The organism is Nonomuraea sp. AD125B, from assembly GCF_041402765.1.
Taxonomy (GTDB): Bacteria; Actinomycetota; Actinomycetes; order Streptosporangiales; family Streptosporangiaceae; genus Nonomuraea; species Nonomuraea bangladeshensis.
On the sequence record NZ_JBGLOU010000002.1, the window covers coordinates 692352 to 710836 of the forward strand.

Here is an 18485-nt window from a genome sequence, read left to right on the forward strand (position 1 = left end):
CGATCACCGGTCCCACGGTAGGTCCAGCCCTACCTCCGGGGGCGGAAAATCCCACCTCCCGTGCTGGGCGCAGGCGGATGGAGGGCGCGTGCACGCGCGGCGAGGCTGAAGCCCGTGATCGAAGTCAACGACCTCACCGTCAAGTACGGCGACGCCACCGCGGTGGACACGCTCACCTTCGCCGCCGAACCGGGCCAGGTGACCGGTTTCCTCGGACCCAACGGCGCCGGGAAGTCCACCACGATGCGGGCCGTCCTCGGCCTGGAAGCCCCGCAGTCCGGCACCGCCCTGGTCGCCGGGCGGCCCTACGCCTCGCTCGCACGCCCGCTGCTGACGCTCGGGGCGCTGCTGGACGCCGGAGCCGTCCACGGCGGCCGCACCGCGCGGGCGCACGTGGCCTGCGTGGCGCGCAGCAACGGCATCGGCCCGGCCCGGGTGGACGAGGTGATCGACCGGGTGGGGCTGACGGCCGCGGCGGACCGGCGGATCGCGCGGTTCTCCCTGGGCATGAAGCAGCGGCTCGGGATCGCGGTGGCGCTGCTGGGCGATCCGGAGGCGCTGATGTTCGACGAGCCGGTCAACGGGCTGGACCCGGAGGGCGTGCGGTGGATCCGCGAGCTGATGCGCGCGCTGGCCGCGGAGGGCCGGGCGGTGCTCGTCTCCAGCCATCTGATGGCCGAGATGGCCGTGACCGCCGACCACGTCGTGGTGGTGGGGCGCGGCCGCCTGATCGCCGACACGGCCATGGCGGCCCTCACCGAGCGGCACCGGCGCGACGTGCTCGTCCGCGCCGCCGACCCGGCGGCGCTGGCGACGGTGCTGCGGGCGAACGGGGGCGTCGTCCGGGCGGAGGACGGGCTGGCGGTGACCGGGCTCGACGCCCGGCGCATCGGCGAGCTGGCCTTCGCCCACGGCATCGCGCTGTACGAGCTCACGCCGCGCGAGGCGTCCCTGGAGGAGGCGTTCATGGAGCTGACCGGCGACAGCAGGGAGTACGTGGCGCGATGAAGGACGCGATCGCGGCGGAGTGGCTGAAGTTCAGAACCCTCCGCTCCAACCTCTGCCTGCTGCTGTCCGCGCTGATCGCGGTGGGCCTCAGCGCCGGCGTGGCCTTCCTGGTCACGCGCGGTTTCGACGCCCAGCAGGGCGCGGAGCAGCGCCGCTTCGGCAGCCTGGGCGACGGGCTCGGCACCGGCCTGCCCTTCGCCCACCTCGTGATGGGCGCGCTCGGCGCGCTCTCCATCACCACCGAGTACGGCACGGGCCACATCGGCACGAGCCTGACCGCCGTCCCGGCCCGCCGTACCTTCCTCCTCGCGAAGATCGCGGTCCTGGTGGCCGTGAGCCTGGTCGCGGGGCAGGTGCTGGTCTTCGGCATGTACGCCGCCACCATGGCGGTCCTCGGCGCCAGAGCCGGCACCGTGCTACTCGACGGGGAGACGCTCGGCGCCTCCCTGTCCGAGCCGGGCGTCCTGGCCGGGCTGCTGATCACCGGCGCCTCGATGCCGCTCGTCGCGCTCATGGGGCTGGGGCTCGGCACGGCCATCCGTTCCACGGCGGGCACGCTGGTCACGCTGATGGTCCTGCTGCTGATCCTGCCGGTCGCCGCGCAGACCCTGCCGCGTCCGCTCGGCGACCAGATCGGGGCGCACCTCGTCGGGGCGCTGCCCGGCCAGATCGCGGCCGACGGCCTGCTCACCCCGCTCGCCGCCGGCGCACTGCTGGCCGCGTACACCGTGGCCGCCATGGCCGCCGCGGCGGTCGCCATCGCGCTGCGCGGGCACCGGCTCCGGCCGCTGCTCGCCGGTTCGGTCGCCACGATCCTGCTGGTGGGCGCCGCGCCGGTGTCCGCCGCCGCCGCTCCCGAGTCAACCTTGACGTGGAGGCCCTGCGACAAGCTGCTCTGCGGCGAGATCCGCGTCCCCGTCGACTGGTCCGAACCCCGGGGCCGTACGATCACGCTCCCCCTCGCGATGCTGCCCCACACCGGCCGGCGCCACCGCATCGGCGTGCTGTTCTCCATCCCCGGCGGGCCGGGCGGGTCCGGAGTGGAGGACCTGGAGCGGCACACGGGCAGTTTCGCCCAGATCCGGGACCGGTTCGACGTCGTCAGCCTCCTGCCGCGCAACGGCATCGAGCTGGGCGTCCTCGACCAGGACTGCCTCACCACCGGCCCGTGGATCACCCCGCCGGGCGACGAGCGCGAGTGGGCCGCGCTGGCCCGCTCGAACCGGGCCGCCGCCGAGCGCTGTCGCGCCGCCGACCCCGAGCTGTTCGGCCACCTCGACTCCGCCTCCTTCGCGCGCGACATTGAGGCGATCCGTGCGGCGATGGGCGAGCGGCGGTTCACCTTCCTGGCGACCTCCTACGGCGGCGTCCCCGGGCTCGCGTACGCCAGGCTCTTCCCCGGCCGGGTGCGGGCGATGTACCTGGACGGGACCGTCAACACGCTCCGGGACAAGAGCGAGGAGGACCGGGCGCGATACGCCCTCATGGAGGCGCAGTTCACCCGCTTCAGCCAGTGGTGCGCGCACGACTCCGCCTGCGCCCTGCACGGACGCGACGTCGGCACGGTGTGGAACGAACTCCGCTCCGCGGCCGACCGCTCCCCCGTACCGGCCGAGAAGGGAGTCGCCTACAGCGGCTTCGACATCACCGTGGCCGCCATGCCCGACCTCGTCACGCCCGGCACGGACAACGCCCGGTGGAAGGAGCTGGCCCAGGCGATCAGGCGGGCGGAGAAGGGGGACGCCACCGGATTCTCCGACTACGTCAAGGCGGGAACGCTGGGCAGCCTGAAGCCGCCCTCGTTCGTCGGGATGAACATGACCCATTGCCTGGACGGAATCCGCTATAGCGACTACGCGGAGTACCGCCGCCTGCGAGCCCTGGGCGAGCGGATCGCACCGCACCTGTCCGGCAACCAGCTGTGGCACCCGCTGGGCTGCGTGGGCTGGCCGGAACCGGTTCGCAAACCCGCCGCTCCTCTTCCCGTGAACCAGCTGCCGCCGTTCGTCGGCGCGGGAACGTGGACCGACTACGCCGACACCGCCGACCTCGCCCTCCGGGTGCCGGGATCGGGCACGATCCGCTTCGAGGGGCACGGGCACGGGCTGTACCACACGGGCGACGCCTGCACGATCGCGCACGCCAACCGGTACTTCGTCGACCTCCGCGTCCCGCCCGCGAACACCGTCTGCCGCGCGGAGAGCTGATCCGCCGAGCGCTCGGCGCAAGCCCTTGGTCAGCACTCCCGCATCGCGGCGCGGGTCTGCGCGACGGACATGGGCGGCGCCGGCAGGGGCCGGGCGGCGGCGACGCGCAGGCCGTCCAGGGCGAGGGCGAGGTGGCGCCGCCAGGCTCCCGGCGCCACCTTGGCCGTGGCCCTGACGGTCGCCGCCACACCCCAGACCACGAACGCCATGTCGGCGAGTGTGACGTCGCCCCGCAGGCCCCCGGACCGCTGGGCGCGTTCGAGGATCTCTCCCATCAGGCCGAATCCGCGATCCCCGTCCACCGCCACCGTCCGCGCGGCGAGGTCGTTGTAGCCGAGGTCAGCCGCCTGCAGTTCGCACACGCCGGTCAGAAACGCGACGAACCCCTCCCAGGCGTCGTTCATCGCCAGCGCCTGCTCGGCCAGCTCGGCCACGGTCGCCGCGCGATCCGCGAACACCGCCTCCACCAGGGCGTCGCGTGTGGGGAAGCGGTTGTAGAGCGTCCCGATGCTGACGCCGGCCGAGCGTGCGATCTCCTCGAGCGGCACGTCGAGCCCCCGGTCCGCGAACAGCTCCCGGGCCGCTCGCAGGAGGCGCTCCCGGTTGTGCACGGCGTCCTTGCGCATGCCCGGAATCCTAGCTAAGTTGAGGCCCATCTCAAGTTGAGGAGGGCCTCAAGTTATGGCGCGGACGATCGTGATCACTGGCGGCACGCACGGCATCGGCAAGGCCCTCGCCCGCCACCACACCGAGCTCGGCGACCACGTCGTGGCCGTGGGCAGCAGCGAGGAGGGCGGGCGGCGCCTGCGCGAGGCGGCACCGAAGGCCCGATTCGTCAGAGCCGACCTCAGCTCCGTGCGCCGGACCCGCGAGCTGATCGAACGACTCGGCACCGAGCACCCCGTGATCGACGCGCTGGTGCTCGCCGCGTTCCGGTTCAACCCCGTACGCGTGGAGACCGACGAGGGTTTCGAGCACACCTTCGCCCTCTACGTGGTCAACCGCTGGCTCATGGCCGAAGGACTGCGTGCCTCGCTGGAGAACGCACCGGCACCGGTGATCGTCAACCTGTGCGGCGCCGGTCGAGGTGGCCGGATCCACTGGGACGACCTCCAGCTGAAGGACGACTACCGGGGGCTGACCGCGACCATGCAGGGAGCCGCGGCCAGCGAACTGCTGGGCACGGCCTACTTCTCCGAGCGGACGAAGTACGTGCTGTACAACCCGGTGTTCGTGGCGACCGGCCTGCACGAGCCCTTCACGCAGCCGCTGCGCGGCCTCGTACGGGTGGCGTCGGCGATGTTCGCCCAACCGGTGGCCAAGGCCGTGCCGCCGCTGGCCGCGCTCATCGACCATCCGCCGGCCAAGCCGCTCACGACCTGGAAGAAGGGCAAGCCGATCGATCTCACCGTGGATTGGAACGAGGCGCGGCGTCTCGAGGAGACCCTCCGCGCTGTGACCCGGTCCATGGGCCGGCGGCGATCAGACCGGCGCGGAGGGTCCTGACGTCGTCCTCGGCGTACGGGTGCCGCGCAGGTGAGGCATGCCGGCGACGAGGAGCAGACCCGGCGGGATCACCAGCACGAGCCCCCTTGCCGGCCAGGTCCGTCAGCGGCCCGGTCAGGGCCTGGCCGAACGGCATGAGGCCAAAGAGGCGTACAACAGGCCGAGCGGGACGAGGGCATACAGCGCCATCGCGCACATGGCCACGACTCCCGGTCGCCGTGGCCGCCAGGCCATCATCGTGACGCTGCTGATCAGCCCGCCGGCGCCGTAGCACGCCAGGGCCGTGCCGTACGCCGTGTAGGAGCCGAACGTGTCCCGGCTCAGCACGGGCAGGAGCACCTGGCTGGGCGCGATCACGAACATGAGGCTGACCGGGGAGAACAGCAGGAGCGCCGTCAGCCACGGCCGCCGCCCGGCGTCGGCGAACCCCGCCATCGCCTCCTTGAGCAGGGAACGGCGGGCCACCGGGCACGGCAGGTCGGTATCAAGGTCCTGAAAGGGTGGTCTCCGGGGCGCCGGCATAGGAGACGCGCCGATACCACTCGTTCGCCAGCATCTGAGCGCGGGCCTCCTCCGGCAGTGAGGTGAGCAAGGTCATCGACGCGCCACGCCCGACCTCGGACTCGTGCGCGTGCATGGCCGCCCACTTGCGTTCGGCCCACCGCCCGACATCGAGGTGGGTGGTGACCTGCTCGTCGGGGACGCCCGGCAGCTTCTGGCCCGGCTCAGGAAGCGTGCCGAACACCGCTTGCCACTGCGACACCACGACGGACCGCGGGATGGTCGCCAGATAGAGCGCGCGCGGCCTCCACGGATCGCCCAGGTCTCGGTAGAGCTGGTCGTACCCGGCCGCTTCGACCGCGGCCATGGTCACCCGGTGCACCTGAACGTGATCCGGATGTCCGTACGCGCCGTAGCCGTCATAGGTGAGCACGACATCAGGCCTGAACTCCCTGATGTGCGCGACGACCCGTCCCACCGCCTCGTCGAGTGGCACATCCAGAAAACGTGGGCTGCCGGGCGCGGATGCGGGGTTGCGGGCGTCGGCGTAGCCGAGCAACCTCGGTCTGCCGGCGCCGAGGATGTCCAGCGAACGCTCCAGCTCCGCGACCCGCTGAGTGCCCTGGGCCCACGTGCACGTGACGACGGCGGTCCTGGCGCCCTCGTCGGCGTACTTGGCCAGCGTCCCACCGGTCCAGATCGCCTCGTCGTCCGGATGCGCATGCACGCACAGCACCCGAAAATCCACATGCACCTCCAAAGTGATCAACGGCTGGTCATCGTAACGCCCCTCCTCCGCGAGCCGCTGAACCCTCGAACCAGGTTCGCGGTCCCGCGGGCAGCAGCACGGTGGAGTTCACCTGTCCCTCCAAGTAGAGTACGTAGAGTGATGATTCATGTTCCGAACGTCACCGTGGGGTAGGTGTGGCCTCGAATGCCGCCGGTCTGCCGGCATTCGGCGAGAGGTGTGTCTGCCCACCGGAAGGGTGTCCGCAGGACAGCTACACCTGAGAAAGGGGATTGTCCGTGAGCCGTGCACTGATCATCGTTGATGTGCAGAAGGACTTCTGCGAGGGCGGCAGCGTTCCGGTGAAGGGGGGCGCGGATCGGGCCGCCGCCATCGCCGAGCTGATCCGGCGCGCCGATGGGCAGTACGCCTTCGTCGTCGCCACCCGTGACCACCACATCGATCCGGGCGCTCACTTCTCCGACAACCCCGATTTCCGGGACTCGTTCCCCGTGCATTGCGTCGTCGGTAGCGAGGGAGGCGAGTTCCATCCGGATTTCGCGCCCGCTGTCGCCTCCGGGCACGTCGACGAGGTCTTCTTCAAGGGCGCCCACTCCGCCTCCAAGAGCGGTTTCGAGGGCTTGACTCAGGAGGGCGAGACGCTGTCGGCCTGGCTGAAGGCCCGCGACGTCACCGATCTCGATGTGGTGGGCATCGCGACCGACCACTGCGTGAAGGCCACCGCGCTGGACGGAGCGCGCGCCGGCTTCGCGGTGCGGGTCCTTCTCGACTACACCGCCGGCGTCGCCGCCGACACCACGCGCACCGCGTTGGACGAGCTGCGCGAGGCCGGTGTCGCGCTGAGCGGCGAACCCGTCGTCGCCTGAGCAGTCCGGCCCGGCCTTTTCAAAGAATTCGAAAGCTTTGTTCCTCCGGTCGTGTGCACGTCACCATCAATTGCGGAACACGGCACCGCCGTACACCTTCAAACCGGAATGGTGGGACACCATGCGAGCGTTCATTCGACGCACATTACGGCCATGGTTGATCGTGGCCATCACCCTCACCGCACTTCTGGCGCAGACGACCTCGGCGTCGGCCTCCGCCAGTGAGCAGCAGCGGCCCGGCAACGGCTACAACGCCATCTATTACGGCGCCGAATGCAACCCAGTCCAGGCCAACGGCAGCATCTCGACCGAGGTCAACTGGCACTATTACGGGAATGGGTTCCGGGTGACCCGCCTGGCCTTCTGGAACGGCACCAACCACATCGCGAACATCCAGCGGGTCTTCCTGATCGACAACAACGGAAATCGTCAGATCGTCTATCCCGAGCCGGCCGCCCCGCACAATTATTCGATACTGTACGTCGACTTCATCACGCCCAGCCCCATCGTGCGGGTGACGGTATTCGAATACCTCGCCACCTTCACCGGGTACTGCGGTGGATCGGCGGGAGCGAACCTGGTGATCAGCGCTTATGCCTGACCCGCTGCGTCCTGACGACGCCTGAGGCCAGGGGGTGCGTACGCGCCTCCTGGCCTCGGCCGTGGCACGGGGGCGGCCGTCAGCGGGACCCGCGGGCTCGCACCCCTTCCGGCGGTCCGGTGAGCAGGTCGAGGAGTTCCGTGCCACGGGGGGTCAGGCGGAGGCGGACCTCGCGGCCGTGGCGTTCCCGGTGCAGCAGCCCCGCGGCGGCGAGCTGCCGGCAGTGGTAGGTGATGGTGCTGACGCCCAGGTGGAGGTGGCGGGCGAGTTCGCTGACGGACGGCAGCGAGGACGACTGGCGCAGGATCGCGGCCCTGATGGGTCCCAGGACCTGGGTCAGCGCGCTGTCGGGGGCGGGAGGTGGCGCCGGGTGGGTGCGGGTGGCGATGCGGCCCAGGCCGGGCAGAGGGTAGCCGATCCAGACGTAGTCGTCGCGTTGGGCGTTGTACATGCCGGCGGTGAACCCCGAGGCGAGCGGCACCAGCATCAGGCGGCGTCCGTCCAGGTCGGACCGGTGGCGGGGGCAGGGCGAATGGGGCAGGCAGAGCGTGCCGTCGGCGTAGCGGAGAGAGGCGCTCAGAGCGTTCAGCACGGCGTCGAGGCCGCGGCTGACGACGGCGGCGCCGATGCGTTCGGTCTCTCGGGCGATGAGGCCGTCGGCCCGGGCCCACAGCGGCTCCATGACGGTCCAGGCGGCTCGTAACACCTGTCCGTAGGCGGCGAGGAAGGCTCCGGGGGCTTCGACGAAGCGCTGCCAGGGCTGGGGCATCGACGTGCGGTAGAGGTCGGACACCTCGTCGGCGAGCGCCCGCGGGTCGAGACCGTCCACTTCGTCGAGGATGGCGCGCATGCTGGTGGTGCGGAGGTGGTCGGTCAGCGCGAGGGCGTCGGGGATCCAGCGTTTCCCCGTGTTGAGCAAGGGGCTGACGAGCGCCGCCGCGTCGGCGGGCAGCGCGGTGCGTACGGCGTGGCGCCATGGCTGGGGTACGCCGCCGCCGGCGTCGCCGAGCACGTCCCGCACGACGGAGAAGAGCGTCGCGCCGGGCGAGCGCGCCACGTCGACGTGCACCTCGTCCAAGGAACCCAGGAAAAGTGGGCTTCCGGCCACTCCGGACGAGCTCAGGCTCTGCTTCCTGGTGACTTGCGTCATGCAAGTAACGGTAATCGTGCCACTTTCATGAAGCAAGCAGGCCGGTAGACTGGCCGCATGCTGGGGAGGACGTACGACTCAGAGGTGTGTTCGATCGCACGCGCGCTGGAGCTGGTCGGCGAACGCTGGAGCCTGCTGATCATTCGTGACGCCCTGTTCGCGGGGGCGACCCGTTACAGCGACTTCAACCGCCGCCTGGGCATCGCGACCAACGTGCTCAAGACGCGACTCGACGGCTTCGTCGAGACAGGGATCATGCGGCGCCACAGATATTCCGACCAGCCCGAACTGTACGAGTACCTGCTGACGGAGAAAGGGCGCGCCCTCGCGCCCGCGCTGGTCGCGCTCACCGAATGGGGCGACCGCTGGTCCACCGAGGGCGAGCCGCCGATCCTCTACACCCACGCGGAGTGCGGCGCCGGAGTCACCCAGCAGACGGTGTGCGCCCACTGCGGCCGGGTGGACGATCCGGCCGAGATCCGGGCCACGATCGGCCCCGGCATGCCCCCCGACCGCATCGCCCACGGACGCCGCCGCTAGCGGCAGGCGGCGAGTCATTCGTCGGGCCGCGCCTCCCGCGCCTCAGCGAGGCTTTCGAGTGCGGCGGTCGCGCGGCCGCGTTCGTCCTCGTCGCCCGTCTCGGCGGCGATCTCCAGCGCCAGCCGGTGCCGCTGTGCCGCCTCGCCGTCACGGCCCAGGGCGTGCAGCGTCTCGCCGATGGCGTTGAGGACGCTGGCCTCGCCGTACCGGTGCCTGGTCGAGCGGAAGATGTCCAGTGCCTGCTCCAGGTGGCACAGGGACTCGTCGAACTTGGCCTGGCGGCACAGGGCGGTGCCGAGGTTGCTCAGCGCGGTCGCTTCACCGTCGCGGTGCTCGATCTCGCGGAACAGGTCCAGCGCCTCGCGTAGTTTCGCGACGGCGAGCGTGTCGTCGCCGAGCGCGGTGTGGATCTGGCCGAGGTTGCACAGGGCGATGGCCTGGCCGGAACGTTCGCCGAGCGTGGCGAAGATGTCGTGCGCGGCCAGGAGGTGCTGTGCCGCCTCGGCGTGTTCGCCGATCGACTCCTCGAGGTTGCCGAGGTTGGTGAGCGCCGCGGCCTGGCCGAAGGGGTCGTCGAGGTCGCGGTAGAGGGCGATGGCCTCGCTGTGCCGGGCGGCCGACGAGGTGAAGTCGCCGAGGCGTTCTTCGATGATGCCGAGGTTGGACAGCGCGCGGGCCTGGCCGTGGCGGTTGCCGGTGCGCCGGCACAGCTCCAGGGCTTGGCTCAGCTCGTCGACGGCCGGGGCGTATCGGCCGAGGAGGCGCAGGATGACTCCGGTGTTGGTGCGTAGGTGCGCCTCGCCCTGCGGGTCCGCCACCTGCCGGGCGGCGTCGATGGCGCATGCGTAGATGGACAGGGCTTCGGTGCCGTGACCCGCTTCCAGGTAGCGGTGCAGGGCGGCGGCGAGGGTGACGGCCCGTTCCGGGCGTCCCTGTCGGACCGCGAACTGGCAGATCGTGCCGAACGACGCCAGTTCGCTGTCCAGCCAGGACAGTGCGGCGTCCGGTGAGAGGGTGACGCCGCCGGGTTCGAGTGCGAGTCCGGCGTGCCTCCTGCTTCCGCTCCAGCCGGGGTAGAGGGTGTCGCCGGCTTCGACGGCGGTCTCGCAGTAGTGGTTGAGCAGCCTGTCCGTGGCGGCCTGCCGTTCGGCGTCGCCGTCGGTGGCGAGGCTCATCTCGGTGGCGTACGCGCGCAGCAGGTCGTGGAAGCCGTAGCGGCCCAGAGCGTCGCAGCGCAGCAGGTGCGCCGAGGCGAGGCGGTGCAGGAGCCGGGCCGCGCCGATCTCGTCGAGGTCGGCCAGTGCCGCGACGCAGGCCGGGGTGGAGTGGGGCGCCGGGTTCAGGCTCAGCAGCCGGAACAGGCGCTGCGCCTCGGGGTCGAGGAGGCGGTAGGAGCAGCCGAAGACGTGCCGGATGGCCGCTGCGCCGCCCCAGTCGAGCAGGTCCAGGGGTCCGGCGCGGTGCAGGCGGGTGACCACGCCGGCGAGCGGCAGGTGGGCCTGTGCTGCGGCGTACTCGGCGGCCAGGCGCAGCGCGAGCGGCAGGCGGGCGCAGATGGCGGCGAGCGTGTCGACGCTGCCGGGATCGGTGCCCGCCCGTTCGCCGAGCAGCCGGCGCAGCAGGTGGGCGGCGTCGGGGTGGGGCAGCAGGTCCAGTTCGATGCGGTGTGCGCCGTGCAGGGCGGCCAGGGTGGCGAGTCTGTCGCGGCTGGTGATGAGCATGAGGGTGTCGTGCGTGCCAGGCAGCAAGGGCCGTACCTGGTCGGCTGTGGCCGCGTTGTCCAGCAGGACGAGCAGTCTGCGGCCGTCGGTCTCGGTGCGCCAGCGGGCGGTCCGCGACTGGGTGTCGGCCGGGATGTCGTGGTCGGGCACGCCGACGGCGGTGAGCAGGCGGCCGAGTGCCTCGTACGGGGACAGTGCGTGCTGGGCGTCGTCGCCGCGCAGGTCGAGGTGGATGCGCCCGTCGGGGAACCGTTCGCGGTTGTGGTGGGCCCAGTGGACGGCGAGGGCGGTCTTGCCGACGCCCGCGGTGCCGCAGATGATGGCGATGCCCGGTGGGCGGTGGGTGTGGGCGGCGTCGAGCAGGGAGAGTTCGTCGGCGCGTCCGGTGAAGTCCGGCACCGGTGCCGGGAGTTGGCGCGGGATCGTCGGCGGGTCGCGGTTCTCGTGTTCCTCCAGCAGTTGCCGGTGTGCCTGCCGGAGTTCGCCGCTCGGTTCGACGCCGAGTTCGTCGGCGAGGGCGCGGCGGGTGGCCTCGTAGCGTTCGAAGGCGATGGCCCGCTGGCCTGTCGCCTGGTAGGCGCGGATCAGTGTGGCCTGTACGGCTTCGTCGAGCGGGTTCGCGGCGCCCTGCACGGCCAGCGCGCCGATGATCTCGGCGGCGTTGCCCGCGCGCAGCATCAGATCCCAGTAGGACAGCTGGGCGCGGCGGCGCTCGGTCTTGAGGCCCCACACCTTCGGGTGGTCTTCGAGGGCGGGCAGGTCGCAGAGGGGTTCGTCGTCCTCCCACAGCCGCAGGGCCTCGCGGAAGAGCGTGGCGGCTCGGGCCGGGTCGCCGCGGTTCGCGGCCTGCTGGGCGGCCGCCACCGTACGCCGGAAGCGCAGCAGGTCGAGGGCGTCGTCCGGCAGGCGCAGCAGGTAGCCGTCGCCGACGGTGGAGAGCACGCCGTCCTGGCCGCGTGGGCTGTGGCGGGGGTCGAGCAGGCGGCGCAGGTGTTTGGTGTGGGTGTGCAGCACGTTGACCGCGCTTGAGGGCGGCCGTTCGCCCCACAGTGACTCGATCAGCTCCCGGCGGGTGGTGAGCCGCCCGGCGTTGAGCGCCAGGACCCCCAGCATCAGGCGGCGGGCGGGCGGCCCGGCGTCGACCTCGCGATCATCGTGCCACACCCGGAGGCGGCCGAGCACTTGGACGACCAGCACCGCCACAGTGTTCAGCAAACATCCAGAGCCTGTCCAGAGGCCGGGGTCGCGAACCGTGCCATCACGCCGGTGACGGCGGCCGTGCCGGATTTACATAAGCTATGAATATAAAAATGCTATGCTTTTGGCGTGAGTCATCAGGACCCCGCTCCCGGGGCGGCCGCCGCCATCGGGGCAGCCCTCTACGGGCTGGCCACCAGGGCCGTGAGACGCCTGCCCCGTGACATGAGCCTGACGTCCGCCGCCACCCTGGCCACCCTGGACCGGACCGGACCGCGGCGCATCACCGATCTGGCCGCGGTCGAGGGCGTCACCCAGCCCGCGATGACCGCCCTGGTCCGGGTGATGGAGGAGTCCGGACTGGTCGAGCGGCGCGGCGACGCGTCCGACAAGCGGGTCACGCTGGTGTGCCTGACCGAGGCCGGCGCCTCCTACGTCCGCAAGCGGCGCCAGGCAGGCGTCCACGCGTTCGAGCGGTTGATCGGCGAGCTCACCGGCGACGAGGTCGAGGCGCTGGTGGCGGCCCTTCCGGCGCTGAAGCACCTGGCAGAGCTCGAAAGCCAGGACCGCGAAGGGCCGAAGCGGTGAACGGGCAGCCGGCCGCGGGGGTCGCGGTGACGCGTACCGAGGGGCGGCTGCTGGTCCCCGCCCTGATGTTCATCGCTCTGGTCGTGGCGGCGGTCGCCAGCCTCGGGACGCCGCTCATCACCAGCGTGGCGACCTCGTTCCACGTCTCGCTCGGCAGCGCGCAGTGGACGCTGACCGTCGCGCTGCTCAGCGGCGCCGTCGCCACGCCGGTTCTGGGCAGGCTCGGAGCCGGCCCGCACCGGCGGGCCGCGATCCTCGTCACGCTGGCGGTCGTCGTCGCCGGCAGCGCGCTCACCGTGCTGCCGCTGCCGTTCGCGTGGCTGCTGGCCGGCCGGGCGGCCCAGGGCGTCGGGCTCGGGCTGACGGCGCTGATGATGGGCGTGGCCCGGGACCACCTCCCCGAGGAGCGCAGCGCGTCCGTGATCGCCCTGATCTCGGTGGTCTCGATCATCGGGGCCGGCGTCGGCTACCCGCTGGCCGCACTGCTCGCCGAGCTCGGCGGAGTGCGGGCCGCCTACGGCTTCGGCCTGGTCGTCACCGCCGCCGCCCTCCTGACCGCGTGGCGCTCCATGCCCGAAGCCCCCGAAGGCCGCTCCGCCCGCGTGGACGTGGCGGGCGCGGTCGTCCTGGCCGCCGCGCTGCTCCTGGTGCTGTTCCTCGCCGGCGAACGGGATCTGTGGAGCCGGCACCTCGCCGTGGCGGCGGGCCTCGCCGTGGTCGCGGTGGTGCTGCTCGGCGTCTGGGCCGTCATCGAGCTGCGCAGCACGACGCCCCTGGTCGATGTGCGGGCGGTGCGGCACCCGGCGGTCGCCGGGGCGAACCTCGCCATGTTCGTCGGCGGGATCGGCATGTACCTCCTGCTCACGCTCATCACCCGGTACGCGCAGACGCCGCACGGCGCCGGCTACGGCTTCGGGCTGACGACCTTCGTCGCCGGGCTGGTCCTCATCCCGTTCTCGGTGCTGGGGTTCGTCGCCGGCAAGCTCACGCCGCGGGTCCGGGCGCGGATCGCCGACCCCCTGCTCCTGGCCGGCAGCGCCGTCGTGGTCGGCGGCGGGTTCGCCCTGTTCGCGGCGGCCCGGTCGGACCTGGCCGAACTGTTCGTGGCGATGGGCGTGCTCGGCTTCGGCGTCGGCGGGTTCTCGGCCGCGATGCCCGGCGTCATCCTGGCCGTCACCCCCAAGAGCGAGACGTCGAGCGCCATGAGCTTCAACTACGTCGTCCGCAGCGTCGGATACTCCCTGGGCAGCGCCGTCGGCGGCCTGATCCTCGCCGCGGGCACCGGCCCCGGCCACCTCTTCCCCGACGACAGCGCCTACACGACCGCGGCGCTGATCGGCATCGGCGCCATGGCGATCACGACGCTGACCAGCCTCGCTCTCGCCCGCCGGCGCTCGTCCGAGACCGACTCTTGAGTCAGATGCCGTCGCGACGTACGAGAGCGCGGCCTACAGGTGGCGAGCCAGGTACAGCTTGGTCTCCACGTTCAGTCTCACCTGCGCGCCGAGTCCGTGCCTGAGCGCGCCGAACAGCCTCTCGCGCACGTCCTCGTCCAGGAGCCGGTAGGCCGACTGGGTGGACAGGTAGGCGATGTAGTCGGCCGCCGACAGCGTGCGCTCCCACCGATAGCTCCGGGTGCCGAGGTCTCCGAACCCGGGTGGCACCCCCATGTCCGCCGCCCACGCCTCCTCGCCGGCCGGGTCGCTGATCGGGCCGGTGTTCAGGGTGAGATGCGGTGCGAACTCCTGGTGCGCGGCCCGCAGCACGGCCGTCACCTCGGGGTCCCTGGGCCAGTCGGCGTTCCAGAACAGGGCGATCCCTCCTCCTGGGGCCAGCGCCGCGGCGGCCCGCTGCCAGCGCACCTCCTTGTCGATCCAGTGCCAGGCCTGGGCGCACAACAGCAGCCCGAAGCGCCGCTCCGGCACGTACTCCTCGAACGTGGAGACGGTGACCGTCACGTTCGGCCGGTCCGCGACGCGCCGGGCCAGCAGCGCCGCCATCGCCGGATCGGGCTCCGTGGCCACCAGGTCGATGCCGTGCGCCGCGAACAGCTCCGTCGCCTTCCCCGTGCCCGCGCCCACCTCCAGCGCCGGCGGCCCGGCATAGGCCAGGACGTCGGCGACCAGCTGGGCCGGATAGCTCGGCCGGATCCTGTCGTACTCGTCGGCGATCTCGCCGAACACCCGTCCCCGAACCCGGTTCGTCGTCATGGGCCCGATCCTAGGAAACCTTGATCCGGCCGCACACCCCTCCCGCCGTCACGGTTACTGGTTACAAGATTTGAAATTTGTCACCGATCCGCTTAGCGTTCGTCGTATGGAACGGAGAAGACTCGGTGACGACGGGGTGTGCCGCTGATGCCTGCCCGAAGCCCGCTGGACGCGGACACCATCCTGGCGGCCACCGAGGAGATCCTGCGCCGCCACGGACCGGACAAAGCGACCGTCGTCGACGTCGCGCGGGCGCTCGGGGTGACCCATGCCGCCGTCTACAAGCACTTCGCCTCCAAGCAGGCGCTGCGCGAGGCGGTGACCCGGCGCTGGCTCGACCGCAACCGGGACACCCTCGCCGTCCTCGCGGCCGACCGTACGGTCCCGCCGGCGCGACGACTGCGTGCCTGGCTGCACGCCGTCCTGGCCGTGAAGCAGGCCAAGATCCGTGAGGACCCGGAGCTGTTCGCCGCCTACGGAATCCTCGCGGCCGCGCACAGCACCGTCGCCACCGACCACGTCGCCGACCTGCTGGGCCAGCTGGCGGCCATCATCGCCGACGGCGCCGCCGACGGCAGCTTCCGCACCGGCGACGCGGCGGCCACCGCCCGCGTGGTCTTCCACGCCACCGCCAAGTTCAACCACCTCGCCCATGCCGCCGAATGGCAGAGCCCCGGCATCGGCGGCGAGCTCGACGAGGTGTGCAGCTTGCTGCTCGAAGGACTTCAGACCCCCGCGCCCGCGACGAACAAGGAGTGACGAACCACCGTGGTTCAAGCAATCGGAGTGACCCGACCAGGCGGACCGGACGCTCTCGGCGAGCTCGACCTCGCGGCCGAACCGATCGGACCCGGCCAGGTGAGGATCCGGGTCACCAGCGCCACGGTGAACCCGGTCGACGCGATGATCCGTGCACGTCCCCGACAGGACGAGGCGGACGAGGCGGACGCGGTGCGGGTGCCGGGCATGGAGGTCGCCGGCGTGATCACCGAGATCGGCCCCGCCGTCGACCGCCCGTTCACGATCGGGGACGCCGTCATGGCCATCGTGGTGCCCTCGGGCGAGCACGGCGGCTACCGGGCGGACCTGGTCGTGCCGGCCCGATCGGTCGCGAGGATCCCGGCCGGGCTCTCGCACGCCCAGGCCGCCACCGTCCCCATGAACGGGCTCACCGCGCAGCTCGCGCTCGACACGCTGGCGCTCCCGGCCGGCGCGACGGTCGCCGTGACCGGCGCCGCCGGCAGTGTCGGCGGGTATTTCGTCCAGCTCGCCAAGCTGGCCGGGCTGGTCGTCGTCGCCGACGCCGCCCGGCAGGACGAGACCTTCGTACGCGACTGCGGGGCCGACGAGGTCGTGCCGCGAGGAGACGATTTCGCCGCGGAGGTCCGGCGCCGCCACCCCGGCGGCGTGGAAGGGCTGCTCGACGCCGCCGCGCTGGAGGCCGCCGCGCTCCCGGCCGTCAAGGACGGCGGCACCGTCGTCACCGTACGCGGCTACCAGGGCGACGGGACCGACCGGGTCCGCGTCGTCCCGATCTTCGTCCGCGACTACGTGGAGGCGGCGGCCGAGCTCGACCGGCTCGCCGCACTCGCCGGCGACGGACGGCTCACCGTCCGCGTGGCCGGCCGGCTGCCCGCCGCCCGAGCCGCCGACGCGCACCGCTCGCTCGAACGGCGCGGCGTCCGCGGGCGGTTCGTCCTGCGGTTCGACTGACCGGGCCGGAGATCCGTCAGACGTCGCCGAACATCCGGCTCCTGGCGCTCTCCGGGGCGTCAAGAGCATGAAGTGCCCTGTTCAGTGAGCCTTCCTCGAAGCCGAAGTGGGCCTTCATCGCGGCCTTGATGTCGTTGATCTGGCGGAAGAGCTGCTGCGGCGATGACCGCGGGTCGTCGAGGCTCAGCTGGAAGTCGGCGAGCAGGCGCGCGAGGACTTCGTGCTCACGGCCCAGGCGGGCGATGGTGGGCTCCAGCTCGGGCAGCTGCCGCAGCAAGGCCGGGAAGAAGTCGCTGTCCTCGCTGCGGTGATGGCTGCCCAGGGCGGAGCAGAAGGTGTAGCAGAAGCCGCGGAGCTCGGGCTTGAGGCTCTGGGCGCGTTCGCCGGAGCGGATGGCCCTGCGGGCGTCCTCCAGCGCCTTCTCCAGGCGGTGGTGGACGTCCTGCAGCTCCCGATGCCAGGCGATGATGCGGTTGCGCGGCATGACGGTGCTCAGCGGAAGTCGCCGGCGTGCTCGGCGGCCCACTGTGCGAAACCCCGGGCGGGGAGCCCGGCGAGCGAGTGCCGGCGGTCCGCGTGCCCGCCCCTGAGCGCGACCGCGGCGACGGCGGCGAGGTCGGTCTCGTACGGCAGGCCGGCGGTCTCGGGACGGCGGCTGAGGGCGCGCACCTCGGTGCCGTCCCCGCGCAGCGTGGTGATGAGGTGCCGCCCCACCAGGCCGGTCGCTCCGGTCACCAGGATCATCCGTGCCGTCCTTCCGCTGTCGGCGCCTGGCCGCGGTCGCCCGCGGCGAGCAGTTTCGGCAGCTGCTCCAGCAGGCTCTCGTGCCAGGCGATCTCGGCCCGCAGGCGTGCCGTGGTGTGATCGAAGGTCATCGGCTCCAGCCCGCGCAGGTACGGCTCGGCCTGCTCGCGCTGGTGCCGCCAGGCCGTCAGCCGGGCGATCAGCGCGTCGCGCCGGTCGCCGAGCAGGGCCCTCAGGTCCGCTTCGCCGAGGTCGTCGGCGTAGTGCAGCGCGAGGTCCACCGGGTCGGGCCGCAGCCGGACCTCGCGCAGCGTCCGGTCGCGCAGCGCGATGAACTCCTCGCGTCCGGCCGCGGTGAGCGCGTACACCGTCCGCGCCGGGCCCCCCGCCTGCTCGGTGCGGACCACCTCGATCGCGCCCTCGGCGACCAGCCGGTGCAGGGCGCCGTACAGGGAGCCCACCTTGATGTCGGTCCACAGCTCGGTGCGGTCCAGTTGCGCCTGCCGGCGGATCTGATGGCCGTGCATCGGACCGCGCAGCAGGGCGCCGAGCACGAACATGCGTACGTCACTCACCCGGCTACTCAAACACGAGTAGGTTAGGCTAGTCAAACGCGAGTAGTTCAAGCGGGAGATGCAGATCAGCCGACGGCAGGGGCGAGCTTTACCCGATCATTTGCCAGCACCCGGCGCACGCCGTCGCCCGGTGGGCATCATCACCCGTGATGCTCGCGACCCGAACGACCCGTTCCCGCCGCCCGGCCGATTCCGGCAGGGGCGGGCTGCTGGCGCGCGTGGTGTTCGTCATCGCCATGATGATCGGCGCGGTGTTCGCGCACGGTGGCGCCTGCGCCGCCCTGGAGATGGCGGAATCGGCCGATCACAGCGCCGATGTGCGCGCGGCAGAGCCGCCGGACACCGCGCGCCATGCCGTGCACAACGCCGTCTGCCTGCATCGGGGCCTGCCTCCGCGCCACCAGCACGGCACCGAGCAGGACTGCTCGGCGACCGGCCCGGCCGCCGTGCCGGCTCCCTCGACCCTGCAGGCGAGCGCCGTCCTGCCCGCCGCCCGGACCTGCGGCGGGCCGTCGCCCGTCGAGGCAGGCAGCCGCCTCTCGCCCGGACAGCATCCGGAGAGTCTCTGTGTGATGCGCGTATAGGACGACGACCGTCATCCGTCGTCCAA

General features: G+C 71.9%; 20 protein-coding genes. 11 read left to right on the forward strand and 9 right to left on the reverse strand.

Annotated features, from left to right (window positions below; all coding sequences use genetic code 11):
• The first annotated feature begins 114 nt into the window (after positions 1-114).
• Complete coding sequence (locus ACBR40_RS08175; RefSeq protein ID WP_371248145.1) at positions 115-1008, forward strand: ABC transporter ATP-binding protein; 894 nt, start codon at positions 115-117, stop codon at positions 1006-1008.
• Positions 1005-3215 (forward strand): alpha/beta fold hydrolase, encoded by a 2211-nt coding sequence (locus ACBR40_RS08180; protein WP_371248146.1) that lies wholly within the window; start codon positions 1005-1007, stop codon positions 3213-3215. The genes ACBR40_RS08175 and ACBR40_RS08180 overlap by 4 nt, the downstream gene beginning before the upstream one ends.
• Before the next feature lie 29 nt (positions 3216-3244).
• Here ACBR40_RS08180 and ACBR40_RS08185 read toward each other — a convergent pair whose 3' ends face one another.
• Complete coding sequence (locus ACBR40_RS08185; RefSeq protein WP_371248147.1) at positions 3245-3841, reverse strand: TetR/AcrR family transcriptional regulator; 597 nt, start codon at positions 3839-3841, stop codon at positions 3245-3247.
• A gap of 55 nt (positions 3842-3896) precedes the next feature.
• On the opposite strand from ACBR40_RS08185, the gene ACBR40_RS08190 reads away from it, so the two are divergent.
• Positions 3897-4721 (forward strand): SDR family NAD(P)-dependent oxidoreductase, encoded by an 825-nt coding sequence (locus ACBR40_RS08190; RefSeq protein ID WP_371248148.1) that lies wholly within the window; start codon positions 3897-3899, stop codon positions 4719-4721.
• A 114-nt stretch (positions 4722-4835) separates the two neighbouring features.
• Here ACBR40_RS08190 and ACBR40_RS08195 read toward each other — a convergent pair whose 3' ends face one another.
• Both ACBR40_RS08195 and ACBR40_RS08200 read right to left on the reverse strand, forming a co-directional pair.
• The gene (locus tag ACBR40_RS08195) at positions 4836-5186 is read right to left on the reverse strand and encodes a hypothetical protein (RefSeq protein WP_371248149.1); all 351 of its coding nucleotides are present in this window, start codon (positions 5184-5186) and stop codon (positions 4836-4838) included.
• 19 nt (positions 5187-5205) lie between these two features.
• Positions 5206-5970 (reverse strand): PIG-L family deacetylase, encoded by a 765-nt coding sequence (locus ACBR40_RS08200; RefSeq protein WP_371248150.1) that lies wholly within the window; start codon positions 5968-5970, stop codon positions 5206-5208.
• A 278-nt stretch (positions 5971-6248) separates the two neighbouring features.
• On the opposite strand from ACBR40_RS08200, the gene ACBR40_RS08205 reads away from it, so the two are divergent.
• The gene (locus ACBR40_RS08205; protein ID WP_371248151.1) at positions 6249-6836 is read left to right on the forward strand and encodes an isochorismatase family protein; all 588 of its coding nucleotides are present in this window, start codon (positions 6249-6251) and stop codon (positions 6834-6836) included.
• 163 nt (positions 6837-6999) lie between these two features.
• Entirely contained in the window at positions 7000-7437 is a 438-nt protein-coding gene (locus ACBR40_RS08210) for a hypothetical protein (protein WP_344207427.1), read from the forward strand.
• Positions 7438-7516: 79 nt separating this feature from the next.
• Here the strand turns inward: ACBR40_RS08210 and ACBR40_RS08215 are convergent, their stop codons facing one another.
• Positions 7517-8515 carry a hypothetical protein gene (locus ACBR40_RS08215; protein ID WP_371248152.1) on the reverse strand — a complete coding sequence of 333 codons (999 nt, stop codon included), beginning with the start codon at positions 8513-8515 and terminating at the stop codon, positions 7517-7519.
• Positions 8516-8644: 129 nt separating this feature from the next.
• Here ACBR40_RS08215 and ACBR40_RS08220 point away from each other — a divergent pair, with 129 nt between their 5' ends.
• Complete coding sequence (locus ACBR40_RS08220; protein WP_371248153.1) at positions 8645-9127, forward strand: winged helix-turn-helix transcriptional regulator; 483 nt, start codon at positions 8645-8647, stop codon at positions 9125-9127.
• A 14-nt stretch (positions 9128-9141) separates the two neighbouring features.
• Here the strand turns inward: ACBR40_RS08220 and ACBR40_RS08225 are convergent, their stop codons facing one another.
• Entirely contained in the window at positions 9142-12063 is a 2922-nt protein-coding gene (locus ACBR40_RS08225) for a tetratricopeptide repeat protein (RefSeq protein ID WP_371248154.1), read from the reverse strand.
• A gap of 111 nt (positions 12064-12174) precedes the next feature.
• Between ACBR40_RS08225 and ACBR40_RS08230 the strand changes: the two genes are divergently transcribed.
• Both ACBR40_RS08230 and ACBR40_RS08235 read left to right on the forward strand, forming a co-directional pair.
• The gene (locus ACBR40_RS08230) at positions 12175-12633 is read left to right on the forward strand and encodes a MarR family winged helix-turn-helix transcriptional regulator (RefSeq protein WP_371248155.1); all 459 of its coding nucleotides are present in this window, start codon (positions 12175-12177) and stop codon (positions 12631-12633) included.
• The gene (locus ACBR40_RS08235) at positions 12630-14048 is read left to right on the forward strand and encodes an MFS transporter (RefSeq protein ID WP_371248156.1); all 1419 of its coding nucleotides are present in this window, start codon (positions 12630-12632) and stop codon (positions 14046-14048) included. The genes ACBR40_RS08230 and ACBR40_RS08235 overlap by 4 nt, the downstream gene beginning before the upstream one ends.
• A 33-nt stretch (positions 14049-14081) precedes the next feature.
• On the opposite strand, the gene ACBR40_RS08240 is transcribed toward ACBR40_RS08235, so the two are convergent.
• A complete protein-coding gene (locus tag ACBR40_RS08240) occupies positions 14082-14843 on the reverse strand; it encodes a trans-aconitate 2-methyltransferase (RefSeq protein WP_371248157.1) in 762 nt (253 codons plus the stop codon).
• Between the two features lie 147 nt (positions 14844-14990).
• On the opposite strand from ACBR40_RS08240, the gene ACBR40_RS08245 reads away from it, so the two are divergent.
• Both ACBR40_RS08245 and ACBR40_RS08250 read left to right on the forward strand, forming a co-directional pair.
• Positions 14991-15602 (forward strand): TetR family transcriptional regulator, encoded by a 612-nt coding sequence (locus ACBR40_RS08245; protein ID WP_371248158.1) that lies wholly within the window; start codon positions 14991-14993, stop codon positions 15600-15602.
• Between the two features lie 27 nt (positions 15603-15629).
• A complete protein-coding gene (locus ACBR40_RS08250) occupies positions 15630-16556 on the forward strand; it encodes an NADP-dependent oxidoreductase (RefSeq protein ID WP_371248159.1) in 927 nt (308 codons plus the stop codon).
• Between the two features lie 16 nt (positions 16557-16572).
• On the opposite strand, the gene ACBR40_RS08255 is transcribed toward ACBR40_RS08250, so the two are convergent.
• The 3 genes from ACBR40_RS08255 to ACBR40_RS08265 are packed head-to-tail and all read right to left on the reverse strand — an operon-like array spanning position 16573 to position 17875.
• Positions 16573-17040, reverse strand: coding sequence for a hemerythrin domain-containing protein (locus ACBR40_RS08255; protein WP_371248160.1), 468 nt, complete (start codon positions 17038-17040; stop codon positions 16573-16575).
• A gap of 8 nt (positions 17041-17048) precedes the next feature.
• Positions 17049-17300 (reverse strand): NAD-dependent epimerase/dehydratase family protein, encoded by a 252-nt coding sequence (locus tag ACBR40_RS08260; protein WP_371248161.1) that lies wholly within the window; start codon positions 17298-17300, stop codon positions 17049-17051.
• Positions 17297-17875, reverse strand: coding sequence for a PadR family transcriptional regulator (locus tag ACBR40_RS08265; RefSeq protein ID WP_371248162.1), 579 nt, complete (start codon positions 17873-17875; stop codon positions 17297-17299). The genes ACBR40_RS08260 and ACBR40_RS08265 overlap by 4 nt, the downstream gene beginning before the upstream one ends.
• 149 nt (positions 17876-18024) lie before the next feature.
• Here ACBR40_RS08265 and ACBR40_RS08270 point away from each other — a divergent pair, with 149 nt between their 5' ends.
• Entirely contained in the window at positions 18025-18459 is a 435-nt protein-coding gene (locus ACBR40_RS08270; protein WP_344207414.1) for a hypothetical protein, read from the forward strand.
• Positions 18460-18485: the final 26 nt, after the last annotated feature.

Bases quoted from the DNA above. Each gene is read 5' to 3' on its own strand.
- ACBR40_RS08180 (WP_371248146.1), top strand. From the start codon at position 1,005: ATGAAGGACGCGATCGCGGCGGAGTGGCTGAAGTTCAGAACCCTCCGC.
- ACBR40_RS08185 (WP_371248147.1), bottom strand. From the start codon at position 3,841: ATGCGCAAGGACGCCGTGCACAACCGGGAGCGCCTCCTGCGAGCGGCC.
- ACBR40_RS08190 (WP_371248148.1), top strand. From the start codon at position 3,897: ATGGCGCGGACGATCGTGATCACTGGCGGCACGCACGGCATCGGCAAG.
- ACBR40_RS08220 (WP_371248153.1), top strand. From the start codon at position 8,645: ATGCTGGGGAGGACGTACGACTCAGAGGTGTGTTCGATCGCACGCGCG.
- ACBR40_RS08240 (WP_371248157.1), bottom strand. From the start codon at position 14,843: ATGACGACGAACCGGGTTCGGGGACGGGTGTTCGGCGAGATCGCCGAC.
- ACBR40_RS08245 (WP_371248158.1), top strand. From the start codon at position 14,991: ATGCCTGCCCGAAGCCCGCTGGACGCGGACACCATCCTGGCGGCCACC.
- ACBR40_RS08255 (WP_371248160.1), bottom strand. From the start codon at position 17,040: ATGCCGCGCAACCGCATCATCGCCTGGCATCGGGAGCTGCAGGACGTC.
- ACBR40_RS08260 (WP_371248161.1), bottom strand. From the start codon at position 17,300: ATGATCCTGGTGACCGGAGCGACCGGCCTGGTGGGGCGGCACCTCATC.
- ACBR40_RS08270 (WP_344207414.1), top strand. From the start codon at position 18,025: ATGCTCGCGACCCGAACGACCCGTTCCCGCCGCCCGGCCGATTCCGGC.